We start from the raw sequence: 17442 nt of genomic DNA, 5'->3' as shown, positions 1-17442 counted from the left end.
TTAAATAATAATCCTAATTATTTCCTATTGTTATTATAGGTTTTTCTATTACTTTTATAAAGATTATTTTATTTTGTGTACATTTAATATAAAAATGTGTACAAAATAAAAAATAATGTGTACAATTCTATATGAAAGTATGAAAGCGCTTTTTTTAAGTGAAACTAAAATATTTTAGAAATATAAATAAGGGAATTTTTCCCTTACATAGATGAAGGAGAGAATGAAGTTGGCTAAAAAGGTTGGATTTGTAGGATTAGGAATTATGGGTAAACCGATGTCCCTTAATTTGTTGAAAGCTGGTTTTGATGTAATGGTATTTGATATTAATCAAGACGCAGTAAATGTTCTTGTAGAAGCAGGAGCAACAGCAGGTTCAGTTGCGGAGATGGGTGAAACTTGTGATTGTATTATTACAATGTTGCCAGCTGCCCCCCATGTGAAATCAACCATTCTTGGTGAAAATGGTATTTTAAAAAATGCTAACAAAGGTTTAGTTATTATAGATATGAGTTCTATTTCTCCAGTAGATTCAGTGGAAATAGCAAAAGAAGCATCAAAATATGGAGTGCATATGATTGATGCCCCTGTAAGTGGTGGTGAGCCGAAAGCAATTGACGGTACATTATCTATTATGGCCGGTGGGAAAGAAGATGTCTTTGAATCAATTAAAGATGTTTTACAAGCAGTAGGGAAAGATATTGTTTTAGTTGGAGACAACGGTAGTGGTGTTACAGCAAAGCTTGCTAATCAAATTATCGTTAACTTAAATATCGCTGCTATGTCTGAAGCGTTAGTATTAGCAGCGAAGGCAGGAATTGATATAGACAAAATGTACCAAGCAATCCGTGGTGGTTTAGCAGGTAGTGCTGTATTAGACGCAAAAGTACCATTAATTTTAGACCGAAACTTTAAACCTGGCGGCACAATTGCTATTAATATGAAAGATTTAACGAACGTAATGGATACTGCTCATAATATGGACGTTCCACTTCCGTTATCTAGTCATTTACTTGAAATATTCCACGCTTTAAAAGCTGATGGGAAACTAATGGATGACCATGGCGGCATCGTTCAATACTATGAAAAATTGGCCAATGTTGAAGTAAAGAGAGTGGAAAAGTAATGGCAAATTTAAATACAAAAGAAACATTATCTAATCTTCTACCTCTTCCAAAGGCGGAATTGGTGAATGAATTATTAGAAAAAGAATTAGCACAATTAAATAAAAAAATTATCGTACTTGACGATGATCCAACAGGTATACAAACTGTTCATCATATTTCCGTTTATACCGACTGGACAAAAGAAAGTATTGAGGCAGGTTTTGCAGAAGAAAATCCGATGTTCTTTATTTTAACGAATTCTCGCGGTTTTACTGCAGATGAAACTAGAAAAGCTCATAAAGAAATTGCAACGATAGTAGAGCAAACGGCGAAAAAATTCGATAAAGAATTTATACTTATTAGTCGTGGTGACTCAACGTTACGCGGCCATTATCCACTAGAAACAGAAGTGTTAAAAGAAACAATTGAAGATTTATCAACTACTCGTTTTGATGGGGAAGTGATCATTCCATTTTTCCAAGAAGGAGGACGCTTTACAATTAACAATGTCCATTATGTACAATATGATGATGTGCTTGTACCAGCAGGTGAAACAGAGTTTGCAAAAGATCGTACTTTTGGCTATACGTCATCGAATCTTGCAGAATGGGCAGAAGAGAAATCAAATGGGAAGTATAAAACAAGCGATGCAACTTATCTCTCTTTAGAAGATATTCGTTCCCTTCAAATTGATCGTTTAGTAGATCAGTTAATGGAAGTAGAGAACTTCAATAAAGTTGTCGTAAATGCTGTTGATTATATGGACGTTAAGGTGTTTGTTATTGCATTAATAAGAGCAATGCGCGCAGGCAAAATGTTTATGTTTAGAAGTGCTGCCGCTTTAACGAAGATTATTGGTGGAGTGAGTGATAGACCTTTACTTACACGACAGGAGTTAGTAAAGGATGATTCTACAAATGGTGGACTTATTATGGTCGGCTCCCATGTAAAGAAAACGACTGAACAATTGGAAGAACTAAAAAAATGTGATTTTATCCACTTTATTGAATTTGATGTTCACCTTGTGTTAAATGATGATGCCTTTAAAGCAGAAGTAGATCGCATTGTCCAATTAACAAATGAATTGATTGCAAAAGGTCAAACGGTGTCTGTTTATACAAGAAGAGAACGTTTAGACCTTGGGGAAAATAAAAAAGAAGAAGAGCTTATACTTTCTGTGAAAATTTCCAATGCAGTAACAAGTATTGTGCAACGTCTAGAAGTTCGTCCAAGCTATATTATTGCAAAGGGTGGTATTACATCGAGCGATATTGGCACAAACGGACTTGGTGTAAAACATGCAACGGTTGCTGGACAAGTGAAACCGGGTATCCCTGTTTGGTATACAGGCGATGATTCAAAATTCCCTGGATTACCATATGTCATCTTCCCAGGTAATGTTGGGTCTAAAACAACATTGAAAGAAGTAGCAGAACTACTTCAACGAAAATAGGGAGGATGAATTGGGATGCTAGTGAATACGAAAGAAATTCTTCTGAAAGCAAAGGAAGAACAATATGCAGTTGCTGCGTTCAATGTGTTTAATTTAGAAACTGTTCAAGCAGCGATTCGCGTAGCAGAGCAACAACAACACCCTGTTATTATTGCTCTTGGTGAACGTTATTTTGGAACAGTGGACGTGGAAGGGTTTGCTAGTCTTGTTAGGGAGTTAGCAATGAAGGCTTCCATTCCAGTAGCCCTTCATCTTGATCATGCCTATGAAAAAGAATCGATTGTACGAGCTATTCGTGCCGGTTTCACCTCTGTCATGTATGACGGTTCAAAATATGAAATTGAAGAAAATACGCGTCGAACAAAGGAAATCGTTGAGATTGCCCATATGGCTGGTGTAAGTGTGGAAGCTGAAATCGGTTCAGTTGCATTAGGTGCCTTTTCAGATGAAGAAGAGGGTGCGGGTACATTAACAGATCCGATAGAAGCAAAAAAATTCGTTGAAGAAACGGGTGTTGATTTTTTAGCAGCAGCTATTGGTACAGTTCATGGTATGTATAAAGGTGAACCAAACATTCGTTTAGATTTATTAGATGAAATACGTAATTTAGTAGATATACCTCTTGTGTTACATGGGGCATCAGGTACACCTGATGAAATTCTACGAGAAGCTGTCGTTCGTGGTATTTGTAAAGTTAACGTCAATACGGAAGTTTCCCTTGCTGCTACCCGTCATCTTGCTGAAAGTTTTGCACAAGAAGAGCGTAAAAATGCCCATTTATCCACAATCATGGCGGATATGCAACAAGCAATGGAAACTGTAATGACGAAGTTTGTCCGACTTTTCATGAATAAATAAAATGGTGGAATGCCGTGGAAACACGGCATTCTAATAAAAAGGAAAGAGGTATATCATCAATGCCAATAGTTTCGATCGTAATAGGAGTTGTGCTTCTATTAATACTTATGATGGGATTAAAGCTAAACGCTTTCATTTCTCTGATAATTGCGTCTTTAGTTGTCGGTATTTTTGAAGGAATGTCACCAGCAGAAGCGATGACATCTGTACAAAATGGTTTAGGTTCTTCCCTTGGAAGTTTAACAATGGTTATCATTTTTGGGGCAGTATTAGGGAAATTAATGACTGACTCAGGTGGTGCCCAACGTATTGCAACATCTATGTTAAATGCCTTTGGACAAAAACGTGTTCAATTAGCAGCTGTTGTGACAGCATCTGTTGTTGGTATTGCTTTATTCTTCGAAACAGGTGTCGTTGTTTTAGTACCATTAGTATTTACAATTGCTGTTGCAGCAGGTGTGCCAATCCTTTATATTGGTATCCCCGTTACAACTGCCTTAATTACAATGCACGGCTTTGTACCTCCGCATCCGGGACCGACGGCCATTGCGGAAGTGTTTGAAGCCAGTATTGGTCAAACGGTAATTTGGGGTGTCATTATTGCCATTCCAGCGATTATTATTGCCGGACCGTTATTTACAAAGTTGTTTAAAAAAGAAGATTTAGAAGTGGAAATACCAAAAGGGTTATTCAATCCGAAGAAGTTTGAAGAGCATGAAATGCCTGGATTTACAGCGAGTCTTCTAACGGCTATTTTACCGGTTCTTTTAATCGCGATTAAATCAATCATTGAACTAGCAGCACCGAATTCAGCAATTCGTCCCTTTACAGATTTCGTTGGTACAGCAAGTACAGCATTATTAATTTCTGTTATTGTGGCGATGTTTACATTTGGGATTAGTCGTGGTAAATCAATGAAAGAAATTATGAATTCTTTCGCTGAAGCTGTAGCAGGGATTGCATTAATTTTATTAATCATCGCTGGTGGCGGAGCATTTAAACAAGTGTTAATCGACAGCGGTATTGATCAATATATTGCGTCATTAATGGAAGGTTCTTCATTATCTCCAATCTTATTAGTTTGGGTCATTGGAGCCGTTTTACGTGTAGCTTTAGGTTCAGCAACCGTGGCAGGGATGACAGCTGCTGGTATTGCAGCACCTCTTGTAGCAACGACAGGTGTTAGCCCGGAACTGATGACTTTAGCAGCCGGAGCAGGTAGTGTTGGTTTCTCCCATGTAAACGATGCAGGTTTCTGGATTTACAAAGAATACTTCAATTTATCAATAGGTAAAACTTTTAAAACATGGACAGTGTTAACTTCTATAGTTTCAATCATTGGATTGATTGGCGTATTAATTTTAGATATGTTCTTATAGACGAAAACACGGTGATTTACGTTTAAACTTAAATCACCGTGTTTTTTATTAGTTTATTAAAAGTAATAAAGAGTCTGATAGATTTAAGCATAATCTTAATTTAACTTTTCAAACCAATTGATACAAGAATTTTAGTTCTTGAGTAGTCATATTAAAATTTTCAAATTTTCACTCATGAAGTTTGTTACAACATTTGTTACTTTATTTGTGTAACAAGCAATTTTTTATAATAAGATTTCCATTAATATTAAATTCAATTAAAAAACCCCGAAAACAAAGGTTTCCCAATGTTCGAGGTTTAGAAAAATTGCTTCTAATTTGAGCAAAAAGATTAACGAGAGTAGAACTCAACGATTAATTGTTCTTGAATTTCAGCTGATAATTCAGAACGTTCTGGAAGACGTACAAATGTACCTTCTTTTTTGTCTGCATCAAATGATAAGTAATCTGGTACGAAGTTATTTACTTCGATTGCTTCATTTACAACAGCAAGGTTTTGAGATTTTTCACGAAGAGAAATCACTTGACCTGGTTTAACGCTGTAAGAAGGGATGTCAACGCGTTTACCGTCAACTAAAATGTGACCGTGGTTAACTAATTGACGAGCTCCACGACGAGTGCGAGCTAAACCTAAACGGTAAACAAGGTTGTCAAGGCGAGTTTCAAGAAGGATCATGAAGTTTTCACCGTGTAGACCTTGTAATTTACTTGCTTTGTTGAATAAAGTTTTGAATTGACGTTCAGTCATACCGTACATATGACGAAGTTTTTGTTTTTCTTGTAATTGTAAACCGTATTCAGATAATTTTTTACGTTGGTTTGGACCGTGTTGACCTGGTGCATAAGGGCGTTTTTCTAATTCTTTACCTGTGCCGCTTAATGAAATACCAAGGCGACGAGACACTTTCCAAGATGGACCTGTATAACGAGACATAGTTTGTCTCCTCCTTTAAATTTGGTTTTTTGCACTGATTGAAACTTAGTTTCCAATCAGTATTTGTAAAACAAAAACCAGTTGTACCCGACACTTGCAGCATTTTATTTTCATGTATCTTCGCCCTTGCAGCCGAAAGGGTTACACAATACACCTTCTAATTTGATTCTTGTTCGAAATTAGAGGAATAAAATACATGCACAGCTTATACAACTGCTGCATTCATTTTACACGAGGATTATTGTATATTTTTTTAAGCCTCGAGTCAAGGAATAACTTTATAAGTATACCATAAATACCGAGGGTAATTTTTAGTAAAATGATATTTGTTAAATTTTTGAAATTGCTATACTATAGTATTATAAAAAATAGATAATAAATCCTAAATTGATGGATAAATATAGTTAATTTTACATAAAAAGTGTATACTTTCTTCATCAAATATATTTGTAATTTATTTCTATTGATATAGAAAAGGTGATGTTATGTTCGAATATTCGAAGAGATTAACTTATATGAAATCGGAGTTATTAGACTTATGCACCAGTTCTGTCAATTCACAAAATCGTTTTCATGAATTTGCTTTACTATTACAAAATTACTTAGAGCAACATTTCCATATTCATCATTGTTGTTTCCTGTTTTATGATGGGGAAGCAGCACTAAAACCTTTTTACGTTCATTCATCTGTACAAGTAGACTATCAACAAATGAAAAAGATTTATTTTAATTCCTTTCTTTCACAACAAAAGGTAGTCGATATAACAGATGTAGAACAAGGTTTTCCGTTTAACCATATGGTTTTCATAAAAGAGAGTCACTTCGATAAATATGGTGTTGTATTTATTCAATCTTCCCCTGAATGGCTCACTTTTTTACAATCTGATTTTTTTGAAGATTTCATCAATTGCGTTTCGAAAGTCTTTTATTTAATTAATGAACAGATGGAAATTCGGCAAAATGAAAATCAATATCGAAAATTGTATAACATGACCGATTTGTTCCATTCGACAATGGATATCGATTTTATTTTGGAAAATATGCTCATTACAATTCAAGAGAATTTTCCAAATCTTGATGTAGAGTTGATCTTATCTAATGATCAAGATCGACAAACGAAACTACAAATAAAACCATTTGATTATTTATCAGAACGACCTACTACAATACAAGCTTTTGTTTCAGGAGAGATCACGATAGAACAAGCCTTTGATTTAAACCGTTGCTTATTAAATGCTCCTATTAACGGTAGACAAGCAATTTATGGAATTTTACAAGTAAGTGCACCGATTTCTTATGTTTTTTCCAATGCCCAAAAGGACTTTATTCGATTACTTGCCCATACATCAGGAAATGCATTGGAAAATGCTAAACTTTATCGACAATCACACCGTTTAATTCGGGACCTTCAATTAATCAATGAAACCTCTCATCATTTGAATAAGCTGTTAACTTTAAACGAAATGTTTCTATTTTTGCAGAAGCAGGTGATGCAACATTTTCAACCGATGGAACTTTGTTTTGTGTTGAAGGAAGGAAATGAATATAAAATTACTGAAGCTACAACGGATTTTTTCAAAACGGAGGAAAGTACCGTATATATCCAACATGTTGTAAAACATTTTGAAAGTAGCCAAGATTCATTGTTTATCGCGGATTTTAGTCGAATTGTTGGCAAGGAAATTTTATTTAAATCTATTATGGTCATTCCAATGATTGTTGAGCAACGGATAAATGGATTTTGTATAGTGTTGCATCATGAACCGTATTTCTTCTCCTTTGATAGTTTTAAATTATTGCAATCGTTAATTCACCATTCATCATTGGCCATTGCGAATTTAGTTTTACGTAATCAATTACAAGAAATGGTGAACCAAGATTATTTAACGAAGCTATATGCACGTAGATATTTAGACCGTTTTATTGAAAGATCTTTAGAAAACGACCGTTCCGGAATGTTTTTATTAATTGATATAGATAATTTTAAACTAATTAATGATACTTACGGTCACCAAGTCGGAGATGACATATTAGTTCAAATTGGTAACCAGTTAAATAAAATCATTGGAACAAGTGGAATTTGTGCAAGATGGGGTGAGGAAGAGTTAGCTATTTACATTCCGAATATTTCAGAGGATGAGGCAGAGAACATAGCAACTGAACTTTTACGAACAATTCCGCAAGCAACGAACCCAACGGTTACGATTTCTGCTGGTTTAGTATTTTGGAATCATGAACAACGACCGGATTTTCATTCAATCTTTTTACAGGCAGACACAGCACTATACAATGCAAAGGAAAATGGGAAAAATCAAGTTTGTGTTTTTAATGGATCGTTTCCTTCGCATCAATAAAAAACTTACTACAGCCCATGGGACGTAGTAAGTTTTTATTCGATATTATAAAAATTGGCTCTATAATATTTGTTGGGGTTTGAAAAAATTTCATAAATAAAAAAGCACGTAATCACCGATTTCTATATACTTGAATTGTCGAGAAACAAGCAATGAAAGGTGATACGTGCAAATGAATTTTAACATGAATATTCCAGGATTAAAAGGTGTAACTGTTCATAAGGTGGAGGAGATGGGGGAACGTATTGTTCTACACGTTTCCATACCAAAAAAAGAACATCAATGTCCAGCATGCAAGAATATAACATCAAAAGTCCATGATTATCGAATTCAAAAAATTAATCATTTAAAATGGTTTGAACGATTAACCGTCCTTTTTTATAAACGTCGTCGTTATGTATGCCAATGTGGGAAACGTTTTTCAGAAAAATCCCCTTTCGTGGATAAATATCAACGTTTCTCGAAAGAATGGAATCAAGTTGTACGAATCCGTTCAATAAAGGCAAAAACATTTAAAGAAGCAGCTGAAGTACTTGGTACATCAAGCTCAACAGTGATTCGTCGCTTTAAAGAAGTAGTAAAGGAACAATTAAATGAAGGGGTTCATTTACCAAAATGTATCGCGATTGATGAATATAAAGCAGATACCGATGCGGGAACTTATCAATTAATTATTGCCAATGCGGAAACACATGAACCAATTGATATTTTACCAAATCGTAGAAAAGAAACCATTAAGGATTACTTGATGAAATACGGTGCAGATGTAGAAATTGTGGTTATGGACATGAATCCAAGCTTTAAAGCAGCAGTTAGGAAGGCGTTAAATCGCCCGATTATTATTGCGGATCGCTTTCATTATTGTCGTTATATTTACTGGGCACTAGATGAAGTACGTCGAAATGTTCAAAAAGAATGGCATGCATATGATCGAAAGAAATGTAAGAAAATGCGTCATGTACTATATAAACGATTTGATAAGTTAACAGAAACGAATCGTTGGTACTTAAATCGTTACATAGGAATGTCGAAGGAACTAAAGCAAGCCTATGAATTAAAAGAAGCTTACTGCGAATGGTTTGATTGGGCAAAAACTTCAAATGATTTGATAGAAATAAAAAAAAGATTAGAAGCCTTTTACCGAAAGGTAGAAAAAGCAAATATTCCGGCATTTTTAAAGGCCATTCAAACGCTAAAAAATTGGCAAGTTGAAATTTTAAATAGTTTAAGTTTTGGATATTCAAATGGTTTTTTAGAAGGAATTAATAATAAATCAAAAGTTTTGAAGCGTAATGCTTATGGTTTTAGAAGCTATGAACACTTTAAAGCGAAAATTTTATTAAATAATTTATCTAAGAAAATTGGGATTCATTTAGGATAATCGGGGTGCCGTGTAATATCACTTCACCCCAACATTTGACATAGAACCTAAAAATTTCATTAATGTTTGAACAAATAGTTCAAGGCCTTCTTTGTCTTCTGAAGTAAAGCGTCCTTTTAACGGACTATCGATATCTAAAACGCCAATCACTTCATCATTTTTAATAAGAGGAATGACGATTTCAGAATTAGAAGCAGCATCACAAGCAATGTGACCAGGAAATGCGTGAACATCATCAATTAACATCGTTTCACGTTTCGAAACAGCTGTACCACATACACCACGACCTACTGCAATTCGTACACATGCTGGTAATCCTTGAAATGGTCCTAGTACAAGTTCACCATCCTTCATTAAATAAAACCCAACCCAATTGATCCGATCTAAAAATTGATTTAGTAAAGCAGAGGCATTGCTTAAATTCGCAATAACATCCTTTTCTCCTTCTAATAACGCATTTAATTGTTTTGATAATGTTGTGTATTGTTGTAAAACCGGACCTTCATAATTAATTTTAGTAAACATACTATTAACCTCCATCATACGTTTTTATAAATCGTTTCATAATGTTGATGCAAATCTTTCACACTATGGGCATCCGATCCGAAAACTAGGGGCAAGGATATAGAACGGGCAAAGTCAATGTATGGCATTGGAGGGTATGGTTCTTTACAGAAGGTTTTACTTAGTCCAGCACTATTGACATCCAGTTCATAACCGAGTTCTTTCATTTTCGTTAACATATCGGTAATGCGAGAATGATCGTTAATTTTCTCACCATGGGCAAGTTGGAATTTATGAATTAAAGTTGGGTGTCCAATTCTCCGAGGTTTAAATCGCCCAAGGTTTGCCTCTAAAGATTTTAAAACTGTATCATAGTATAAGTGATAAAGGGAATCGATTCCACCAACTTGTTTTGCAAAGTCTAAATAAACTTCATCTGAAAAATCAATGCAGGCATATGTATCGTTATGTTTTAAAAAGTGTACCGACAAAATGGCATCATCTAGAAATGGACCGACAATGTCGAGAAAAGCTCTCGTTTCCGTTTCGTAGCCGATAATATAATCAATCTCTAAACCTACATTTATTTTAATCTGTTGTTTATATTGTTCTTTTAATTGTTGAACCGTTTCGATATAAGCTGTTAAGTCCTTTGGATCCATTCCACTGTCCTTATCAGGTGTTGGATCAACGAAATTTGTTGGCAATGGTGCGTGTTCTGTAAAAGTGATTTCGGTAAATCCATGTTCAATTGCTTTTTCAATATAATGCTCGAATGGATCTTTCGTACCATGAGGACAGAAAGGGGAATGGATATGGCCATCTTTTTTCATTTTTGCAACCTCCATTACATTTATTTTTCATCAATATCGTTTACAAGCTAAAGGTTTGGAACGAGTAAAAAGTCTTCTTCATTAAGCTATATATATGGTGAAAAACCGGAACGAATTCTACATAATTTAATTAAATCTAGTTAACTTTAACAAAAACCTTTATTTTTTTAAACAAATGCCTAAAAACATGGTATATTATAGTTACAAAATAGTAGGTACAGTGATTTTTGGAATAGGGGGCTTATGATGCAGTATATCATCATTGTCGTCATCGTACTATTAGCATTATTTATCGGTGGACTTATCATCCGTCGAAAACATAGTGTTGTTATACAGCGACTTGAACAAGAAAAAATGCAAATCCAGCATTATCCTATATTTGAGGAGCTTTCAAAAGTAAAAGCTTTAAATATGAATGGTCAAACGGAAGAGAAATTTGAACAATGGCGAAATATGTGGACGGAAGTGATCGATGTTCACATAATTAAAATTGATTCGATGCTTTTTGATGCTGAAGAATACATAGATCGTTTCAAATTTAAAAAGGCTTCGGTTGTTGAACGGGAAATTGAAGAATATATCGCAACATGTACCGAGAAACAAAATCAAATCATAAATGAATTAAATGAACTGATCGGAAGCGAAGAAAAAAATCGGATTGAAATTGAGCAATTAAAAGAACATTATCGTTCTGCACGGAAAACGTTACTTGCCCATCAATATTCTTTTGGTCCTGCATTAAGCACTTTGGAAACGAGAGTAGAAAATTTTGTTCCGAAATTTGAAGAATTTGATCGGTTAACGGTAGAAGGAAACTATCTTCAAGCAAGGGAAATCGTGCTTGCATTACATAGCGAATCACAAATAATTTTTGATTTATTAACGGAAGTACCTACATTATTATCGGAAATACAAACAAAAATACCGGCAGCAATCCATGAGTTGAGAAGTGGTCAACGGGAAATGGAACAGCAATCGTATTATTTAAACCATTTAGAATTAAATGTTTTCTTAGATAATGTTGAAAAAGAGCTAGATACTTTAAAAGAAAAGTTAGCAGCTTTAGACGTGTCGTCAGTAGGTCCTAGACTTGATGAAATTAATAATGAAATTGAAAACTATTATGATTTGCTCGAAAAGGAAGTTATCGCAAGAAAATATGTTGATCAAAATTGTGATGAAACCTTTAATACGTTAAATGAAGTATTACGTGCAACGAAAGAAATAAGCAATGAAGCGGTCTACGTTCAAAGTAGTTATCATCTTCCAGAAAAAGAAGCTGAAATTCCAAAGCTTGGCTTGAAACAATTAGAAGTCATTCAAAAACGTTTTGAATTACTTGTTTCGCGAGTAAAGGAAGAAAAATCAGCTTATTCAAGTCTACAAGAGGAATTAGTTGAAATTAGCGAGGAAATCGAACGAATTCAAGACGAGCAAGAGCAATTCTCGAATCGCTTGAAAAATTTACGTATTGATGAAAATAAAGCAAGAGCTCAATTAGATTCGTTAAAACGATTACTACAAGAGACGGATCGACAGCTTAATAAAGCGAACATACCAGGTATTCCAGAAGAGATGGATAAACGTTTAGAGGAAGCTGAAGAACAGCTGTTCATTGTAATGCAAAGTTTACAAGAGATTCCTTTAAATATGAGTCATGTTCATAGCAATTTACAAAATGCTGAAAAGTGCATTCAAGAAGTAAATAAACATGCGAAAGAAATGATTGAAAATGTCATTTTAATTGAACGAATTATTCAATATGGTAACCGTTATCGTACGTCCAATTCAAAGGTAAATGAGCTTTTATTACAAGCTGAAGATGCCTTTCATCAATACCGCTATATAAAAGCATTAGAAGATGCGGTGACAGCGGTAGAATTAGCAGAGCCAGGTGCGATTAAAAAAATTGAAGAATTAGTTCAAGATGAGCTATACGCAAAAGTTCAAAACTAAAAGAAAAATGGCCACCTCACAATTGTGAAGGTGGCTTTACTATTAAAGAAAACTGTTAAAAAGGATTCCCATTTTCCATTAAAAGATGGATTTAATTAGTAAATAAAATTAGTTGGTGGTCATTTATGAAAGTTTGCGTTATGATAAATAGCGTTAAATCAAGCTTTGAAGAGAGTGTGATTATATATGAAAGAAAATATTGTCTATCTAGATAATAGTGCAACGACAAAACCGTTAAAAGAGGTTTTAAATACATTTATTCAAGTAAATGAATCCTTTTATGCCAACCCGTCTTCCATCCATGCAGCAGGTGTGGAGGCAAACACATTGCTTGATCGGGCAAGAAGTCAAATGGCCGATATTCTTCATACGGAAGAGCCGCTCGTTTTATTTACTGCAGGCGGAACGGAATCAAATAATTTTGCGATATTTGGTGTTACAAAGGCAAATACTCATATAGGAAAACATATTATTACAACGGAAATTGAACATCCGTCCATTTTGGAAGCTGTAAAGTCTTTACAAAAAGAAGGCTATGAGGTGGACTATTTATCCGTGGATGAAAAAGGTGTCATTTCCTTATCTGAATTACAAGAAAAGCTGCGTAAAGATACCGTATTCGTTAGTATCATGCATGTGAATAATGAAATGGGGGCTATTCAACCGATTGAAGAAGCGGCTAAACTCATTCATGAAAACAGTAGAGCGGTATTCCATGTAGATGCTGTCCAAAGTTTTGGTAAATTACCAATTCGTTTCAACGGAGAAGCTGGACCAGATATTGTTTCAATCTCCGGTCATAAAATTCATGGTTTAAAAGGAACTGGCGTCATAGCCTTCCGCAAAAAAATGAATATCATTCCACTTCTTTTAGGTGGTGGACAGGAAAGAGGATTGCGAAGTGGTACGGTCGCTGTTCCTCAAGCGGTTGCTTTAGCGAAAGCTGCTCGAATGGTGACGGAAAATATGGAACAATCCATGAATAAATATCGAAAATGGTTTAATGACTTATATGAATTTTTAACAGGATTCGGTGAAAATATTCATATCCTATCGACGAAATCCGGAGCAGCTCATATCTTGTCATTTAGTGTGAAAGATTTAAAAGGGGAAATTTTAATCAATGCATTGCAAAGTAGAGGAATTATCGTATCTACTTCAAGTGCTTGTTCCTCAAGACAAAAGAAAACTAGTCATGTCGTTGAATCGTTAAAAGTAAATGCGAATTATAAGAAAGGCGTAATCCGATTAAGTTTTGGACTACTTAATACAGATGATGATATGGAAGCGTTCAAAAAAGCATTTACAGAGGTAATGAATGAATTAAAAGGAGATAATAATTAATGATTTGGAAAGAAATTTTAATCCGTTATGGGGAATTATCCACGAAAGGGCGTAACAAAAAAGACTTCATTAGTCGTCTTCGTACAAATATTCGCCATAGCTTTCACGATATAGCACCTCTAGATATTGTAACGGAACGAGACCGTATGCATATAAAAATTGAAAGTGAAGAGCAATATGAAGTATTGATGAAAAAATTGCCAACCGTATTTGGTATTCAATCCTTCAGCCCTGTAGCTGTATGCGAAAAAGATTTAGATGAAATGAAAAAATTGTCCCTTATTATTATGGAGCAATATAAAGAGAAAGAAATTACATTTAAAGTAGAAGTTCGTCGCTCTGATAAAACATTCCCAATGGAATCCCATGAACTTCAACGAGAAATTGGCGCACACGTATTAAGAAACAATCCGAATATTTCAGTACAAGTAAAAAATCCAGATGTAGAGCTTCGGATTGAAGTGCGAAAAGATGCCATTTATATGATGGCACAAATCATTCAAGGTGCAGGTGGAATGCCTGTCGGTTCCAACGGAAAATCATTACTCATGCTATCTGGAGGGATTGATAGTCCAGTTGCTGGCTACTTATTAATGAAACGCGGTGTTCGTCTAGAAGCGATTCACTTCTTTAGTCCACCATATACAAGTGATAATTCTTTAGAAAAAGTAAAAGTATTAGCAAATGAATTAACGAAGTTTGGCGCAAATATTCGATTACATGTCATTCCTTTTACAGAAATTCAAGTATTAATAAAAGAAAGAGTTCCAAGTAATACAATTATGACATCTACTCGTCGTTTAATGATGCGAATTGCCGATAAAGTACGAGAAGAGATTGGTGCCCTTGGTATTGTGACAGGGGAAAGTTTAGGACAAGTAGCGAGTCAAACGTTAGAAAGTTTAACAGCAATTAATGATGTAACAAATACTCCGATTTTACGTCCGTTAATTGCCTTTGATAAACTTGAAATTATCGATATCGCACAACAAATCGGAACATATGAAACATCGATTCAACCTTATGAGGATTGCTGTACGATCTTTACACCAGCAAATCCTAAAACAAAACCGAAAGTCGATAAAGTAAATTATTATGAAAGTTTTACGGAATTTGATGAATTAATTGAACGGGCAGTACGTAATCGTGAAGTTTATAAATTCCCTGAAACAAAGAAAACAACAGATAAATTTGAAGGGTTATTATAAAAACCAGTCAATCGGAAAAAAAAGAACAATTTACCTCACATCTTTTGTGTATTAAAAAAACAATATCGCACATTCTATATGCACAAGGAGGTGAGAGACATGGCTTCAAACAACAGCGGAAACAGAAACAAGCTTGCTGTACCTGGTGCAGAACAAGCATTAGATCAAATGAAATACGAAATCGCGCAAGAGTTTGGTGTTCAACTCGGACCTGAAGCGTCTTCTCGTGCAAACGGGTCAGTCGGAGGAGAAATTACTAAACGTCTTGTACAAATGGCTGAATCACAATTACGTGGTACTTCTGGCCAATAATATTTAAACAATTTAAAAGGGCTAGTAGCAGAAATGCTACTAGCTTTTATTATGGGGAAAAATATTTTTTAAAAAACTTCAATTATAATTATTTATATGAAATTAATACGGATATTTCTATCTTTCGAGGAATATTTTGATATTTAAGTTGAATATTATTATAATTAGCATAATGTATCAGGGAGATACATCAAAGGGGGATGTATATGAAAAGAGAAGATTTATTAGCTCCTAGAAAATACAACATCGTTGATGAAATTGAGAAATATGCAACTTCAAGTACAAAAACGGCATTAATGATTCATCATGAAAACGGAGAAATTGAGAAAGTTTCCTATCAAGAGTTAATTAAAAAAGCAAACAAGGTTGCAAATTTGTTTAAAAGCAATGGACTGAAAAAAGGTGACGTAGCTCTTGTAATGGTACCTCGCTCAGAAGACGCATATGTTACATACATCGGAGCGCTAAAAGCTGGACTAACGATCATCCCTAGTTCTGAAATGCTTCGAGCAAAAGATATTGATTACCGTATTGTTCATTCTAAAGCGAAGGCAATTATCGCCTTTGAGAAAGAGATTGAGCAATTTAATGAAGTTGAACACTTGGATGGACTAAAATTATTTGTTTACGGTGAATCGAAAGAACCGTGGATTTCGGTAAATGAACAGTTAGATAGTCTATCTGACGTTTTTGAAGGTGTTCAAACAGAAGATACGGATATTGCATTTTTATCCTATACAAGTGGAACGACCGGAAATCCTAAAGGGGTTGTTCATTCCCATGCTTGGGGTTATGCTCACTTACGAACAACGGCTGCCCAATGGTTAGGTGTTCAAGAAGATGATATTGTTTGGGCAACGGCAGCACCTGGATGGCAAAAGTGGATTTGGAGTCCGTTTTTAGCGACTTTAGGAAGCGGTGCAACCGCTTTTGTTCACTTAGGAAAATTCGATCCGAAGGAATACCTTCAAATACTTGAAAATTATCAAATAAACGTTTTATGTTGTACACCTACAGAATATCGTTTAATGGCGAAAGTTGATCATCTTGAACAATATAATTTATCCAGTATTAAAAGTGCTGTATCCGCTGGAGAACCGTTAAATAGTGAAGTAATTAAGAAGTTTTTAGAAGTCTTTTCCCTTCAAGTGCGGGATGGATATGGTCAAACAGAAAATACATTATTAGTGGGTACCTTACTTGGTATGACGCCAAAACCAGGATCCATGGGCAAACCGACTCCAGGTAATATTGTTGAAATCATTAATGAATTAGGTGAACCTACAAAACCAGGAGAGGTAGGAGACATCGCTGTTCATTCATCGACACCAGCTTTGTTTAAAGGTTATTTAAATGAAGAAGAACGAACAAAAAGGCAATACCGAGGAGAATGGTTCTTAACTGGGGATCGAGCATACAAAGATGAGGATGGCTATTTCTGGTTCGAAGGTCGAGGGGATGATATTATCATTTCTTCTGGTTACACAATTGGACCTTTTGAAGTGGAGGACGCCCTCGTAAAACATCCTGCAGTGAAAGAATGTGCGGTTGTTGCCAGTCCAGATGAAGTGCGTGGCAATATTGTAAAGGCATTTGTTGTTTTACGGGATCATAATTTGAAAAATAGCCCAACAATTGTAAAAGAATTACAGGATCATGTAAAGACGATTACGGCACCTTATAAGTATCCAAGGGCAATTGAATTTATCGATGAATTACCGAAGACGTCATCAGGAAAAATTAGACGTATTGAGTTACGTCAAAGAGAAATGCAAAAAGAAATTACGAATTAATGTTCTTATTTCCTAGGGAATAATGTC

Annotated in this window: 14 protein-coding genes; 11 read left to right on the top strand and 3 right to left on the bottom strand. The window is 35.0% G+C overall.

What is annotated here, in order from left to right:
- Positions 1-229: 229 nt before the first annotated feature.
- Genes garR through MHH69_RS12600 form a run of 4 tightly spaced genes read left to right on the top strand, consistent with a single transcriptional unit; the run spans position 230 to position 4796 of the window.
- Positions 230-1126 carry a 2-hydroxy-3-oxopropionate reductase gene (garR, locus tag MHH69_RS12615; protein WP_341362477.1) on the top strand — a complete coding sequence of 299 codons (897 nt, stop codon included), beginning with the start codon at positions 230-232 and terminating at the stop codon, positions 1124-1126.
- Entirely contained in the window at positions 1126-2559 is a 1434-nt protein-coding gene (locus MHH69_RS12610) for a four-carbon acid sugar kinase family protein (RefSeq protein WP_341362476.1), read from the top strand. The genes garR and MHH69_RS12610 overlap by 1 nt, the downstream gene beginning before the upstream one ends.
- A 15-nt stretch (positions 2560-2574) precedes the next feature.
- Entirely contained in the window at positions 2575-3417 is an 843-nt protein-coding gene (locus MHH69_RS12605) for a class II fructose-bisphosphate aldolase (protein ID WP_341362475.1), read from the top strand.
- A 59-nt stretch (positions 3418-3476) separates the two neighbouring features.
- Positions 3477-4796, top strand: coding sequence for a gluconate:H+ symporter (locus MHH69_RS12600; protein ID WP_122971085.1), 1320 nt, complete (start codon positions 3477-3479; stop codon positions 4794-4796).
- Positions 4797-5127: 331 nt separating this feature from the next.
- On the opposite strand, the gene rpsD is transcribed toward MHH69_RS12600, so the two are convergent.
- Positions 5128-5730 (bottom strand): 30S ribosomal protein S4, encoded by a 603-nt coding sequence (gene rpsD, locus MHH69_RS12595; protein ID WP_122971086.1) that lies wholly within the window; start codon positions 5728-5730, stop codon positions 5128-5130.
- A gap of 515 nt (positions 5731-6245) precedes the next feature.
- On the opposite strand from rpsD, the gene MHH69_RS12590 reads away from it, so the two are divergent.
- Both MHH69_RS12590 and MHH69_RS12585 read left to right on the top strand, forming a co-directional pair.
- On the top strand, positions 6246-8084 hold the full coding sequence (locus tag MHH69_RS12590) for a sensor domain-containing diguanylate cyclase (protein ID WP_341362474.1): 1839 nt from the start codon (positions 6246-6248) through the stop codon (positions 8082-8084).
- Positions 8085-8250: 166 nt separating this feature from the next.
- A complete protein-coding gene (locus tag MHH69_RS12585; protein WP_136292374.1) occupies positions 8251-9465 on the top strand; it encodes an ISL3 family transposase in 1215 nt (404 codons plus the stop codon).
- Between the two features lie 18 nt (positions 9466-9483).
- On the opposite strand, the gene MHH69_RS12580 is transcribed toward MHH69_RS12585, so the two are convergent.
- Positions 9484-9990: a GAF domain-containing protein gene (locus MHH69_RS12580; protein WP_341362473.1), complete on the bottom strand. Its 507-nt coding sequence runs from the start codon at positions 9988-9990 to the stop codon at positions 9484-9486.
- A gap of 14 nt (positions 9991-10004) precedes the next feature.
- Positions 10005-10802: a histidinol-phosphatase HisJ gene (gene hisJ / locus MHH69_RS12575; RefSeq protein ID WP_122971089.1), complete on the bottom strand. Its 798-nt coding sequence runs from the start codon at positions 10800-10802 to the stop codon at positions 10005-10007.
- Between the two features lie 246 nt (positions 10803-11048).
- Between hisJ and ezrA the strand changes: the two genes are divergently transcribed.
- The 5 genes from ezrA to mbcS all read left to right on the top strand — a co-directional run bounded on the left by ezrA (position 11049) and on the right by mbcS (position 17415).
- Entirely contained in the window at positions 11049-12758 is a 1710-nt protein-coding gene (ezrA, locus tag MHH69_RS12570) for a septation ring formation regulator EzrA (RefSeq protein WP_341362472.1), read from the top strand.
- A gap of 186 nt (positions 12759-12944) precedes the next feature.
- Positions 12945-14102, top strand: coding sequence for a cysteine desulfurase family protein (locus tag MHH69_RS12565; protein WP_174232649.1), 1158 nt, complete (start codon positions 12945-12947; stop codon positions 14100-14102).
- Positions 14102-15310, top strand: coding sequence for a tRNA uracil 4-sulfurtransferase ThiI (thiI, locus tag MHH69_RS12560; RefSeq protein WP_122971091.1), 1209 nt, complete (start codon positions 14102-14104; stop codon positions 15308-15310). The genes MHH69_RS12565 and thiI overlap by 1 nt, the downstream gene beginning before the upstream one ends.
- Positions 15311-15409: 99 nt before the next feature.
- Positions 15410-15622, top strand: a complete 213-nt coding sequence (locus MHH69_RS12555) for an alpha/beta-type small acid-soluble spore protein (protein WP_122971092.1) — start codon at positions 15410-15412, stop codon at positions 15620-15622.
- Positions 15623-15828: 206 nt separating this feature from the next.
- A complete protein-coding gene (gene mbcS / locus MHH69_RS12550) occupies positions 15829-17415 on the top strand; it encodes an acyl-CoA synthetase MbcS (RefSeq protein ID WP_122971093.1) in 1587 nt (528 codons plus the stop codon).
- The last annotated feature ends 27 nt before the right edge of the window (positions 17416-17442 follow it).

The organism is Ureibacillus sp. FSL E2-3493, from assembly GCF_038077515.1.
In the GTDB taxonomy this organism is placed as follows: Bacteria; Bacillota; Bacilli; order Bacillales_A; family Planococcaceae; genus Ureibacillus; species Ureibacillus halotolerans.
This window is presented reverse-complemented; position numbering and strand designations above follow the sequence as displayed.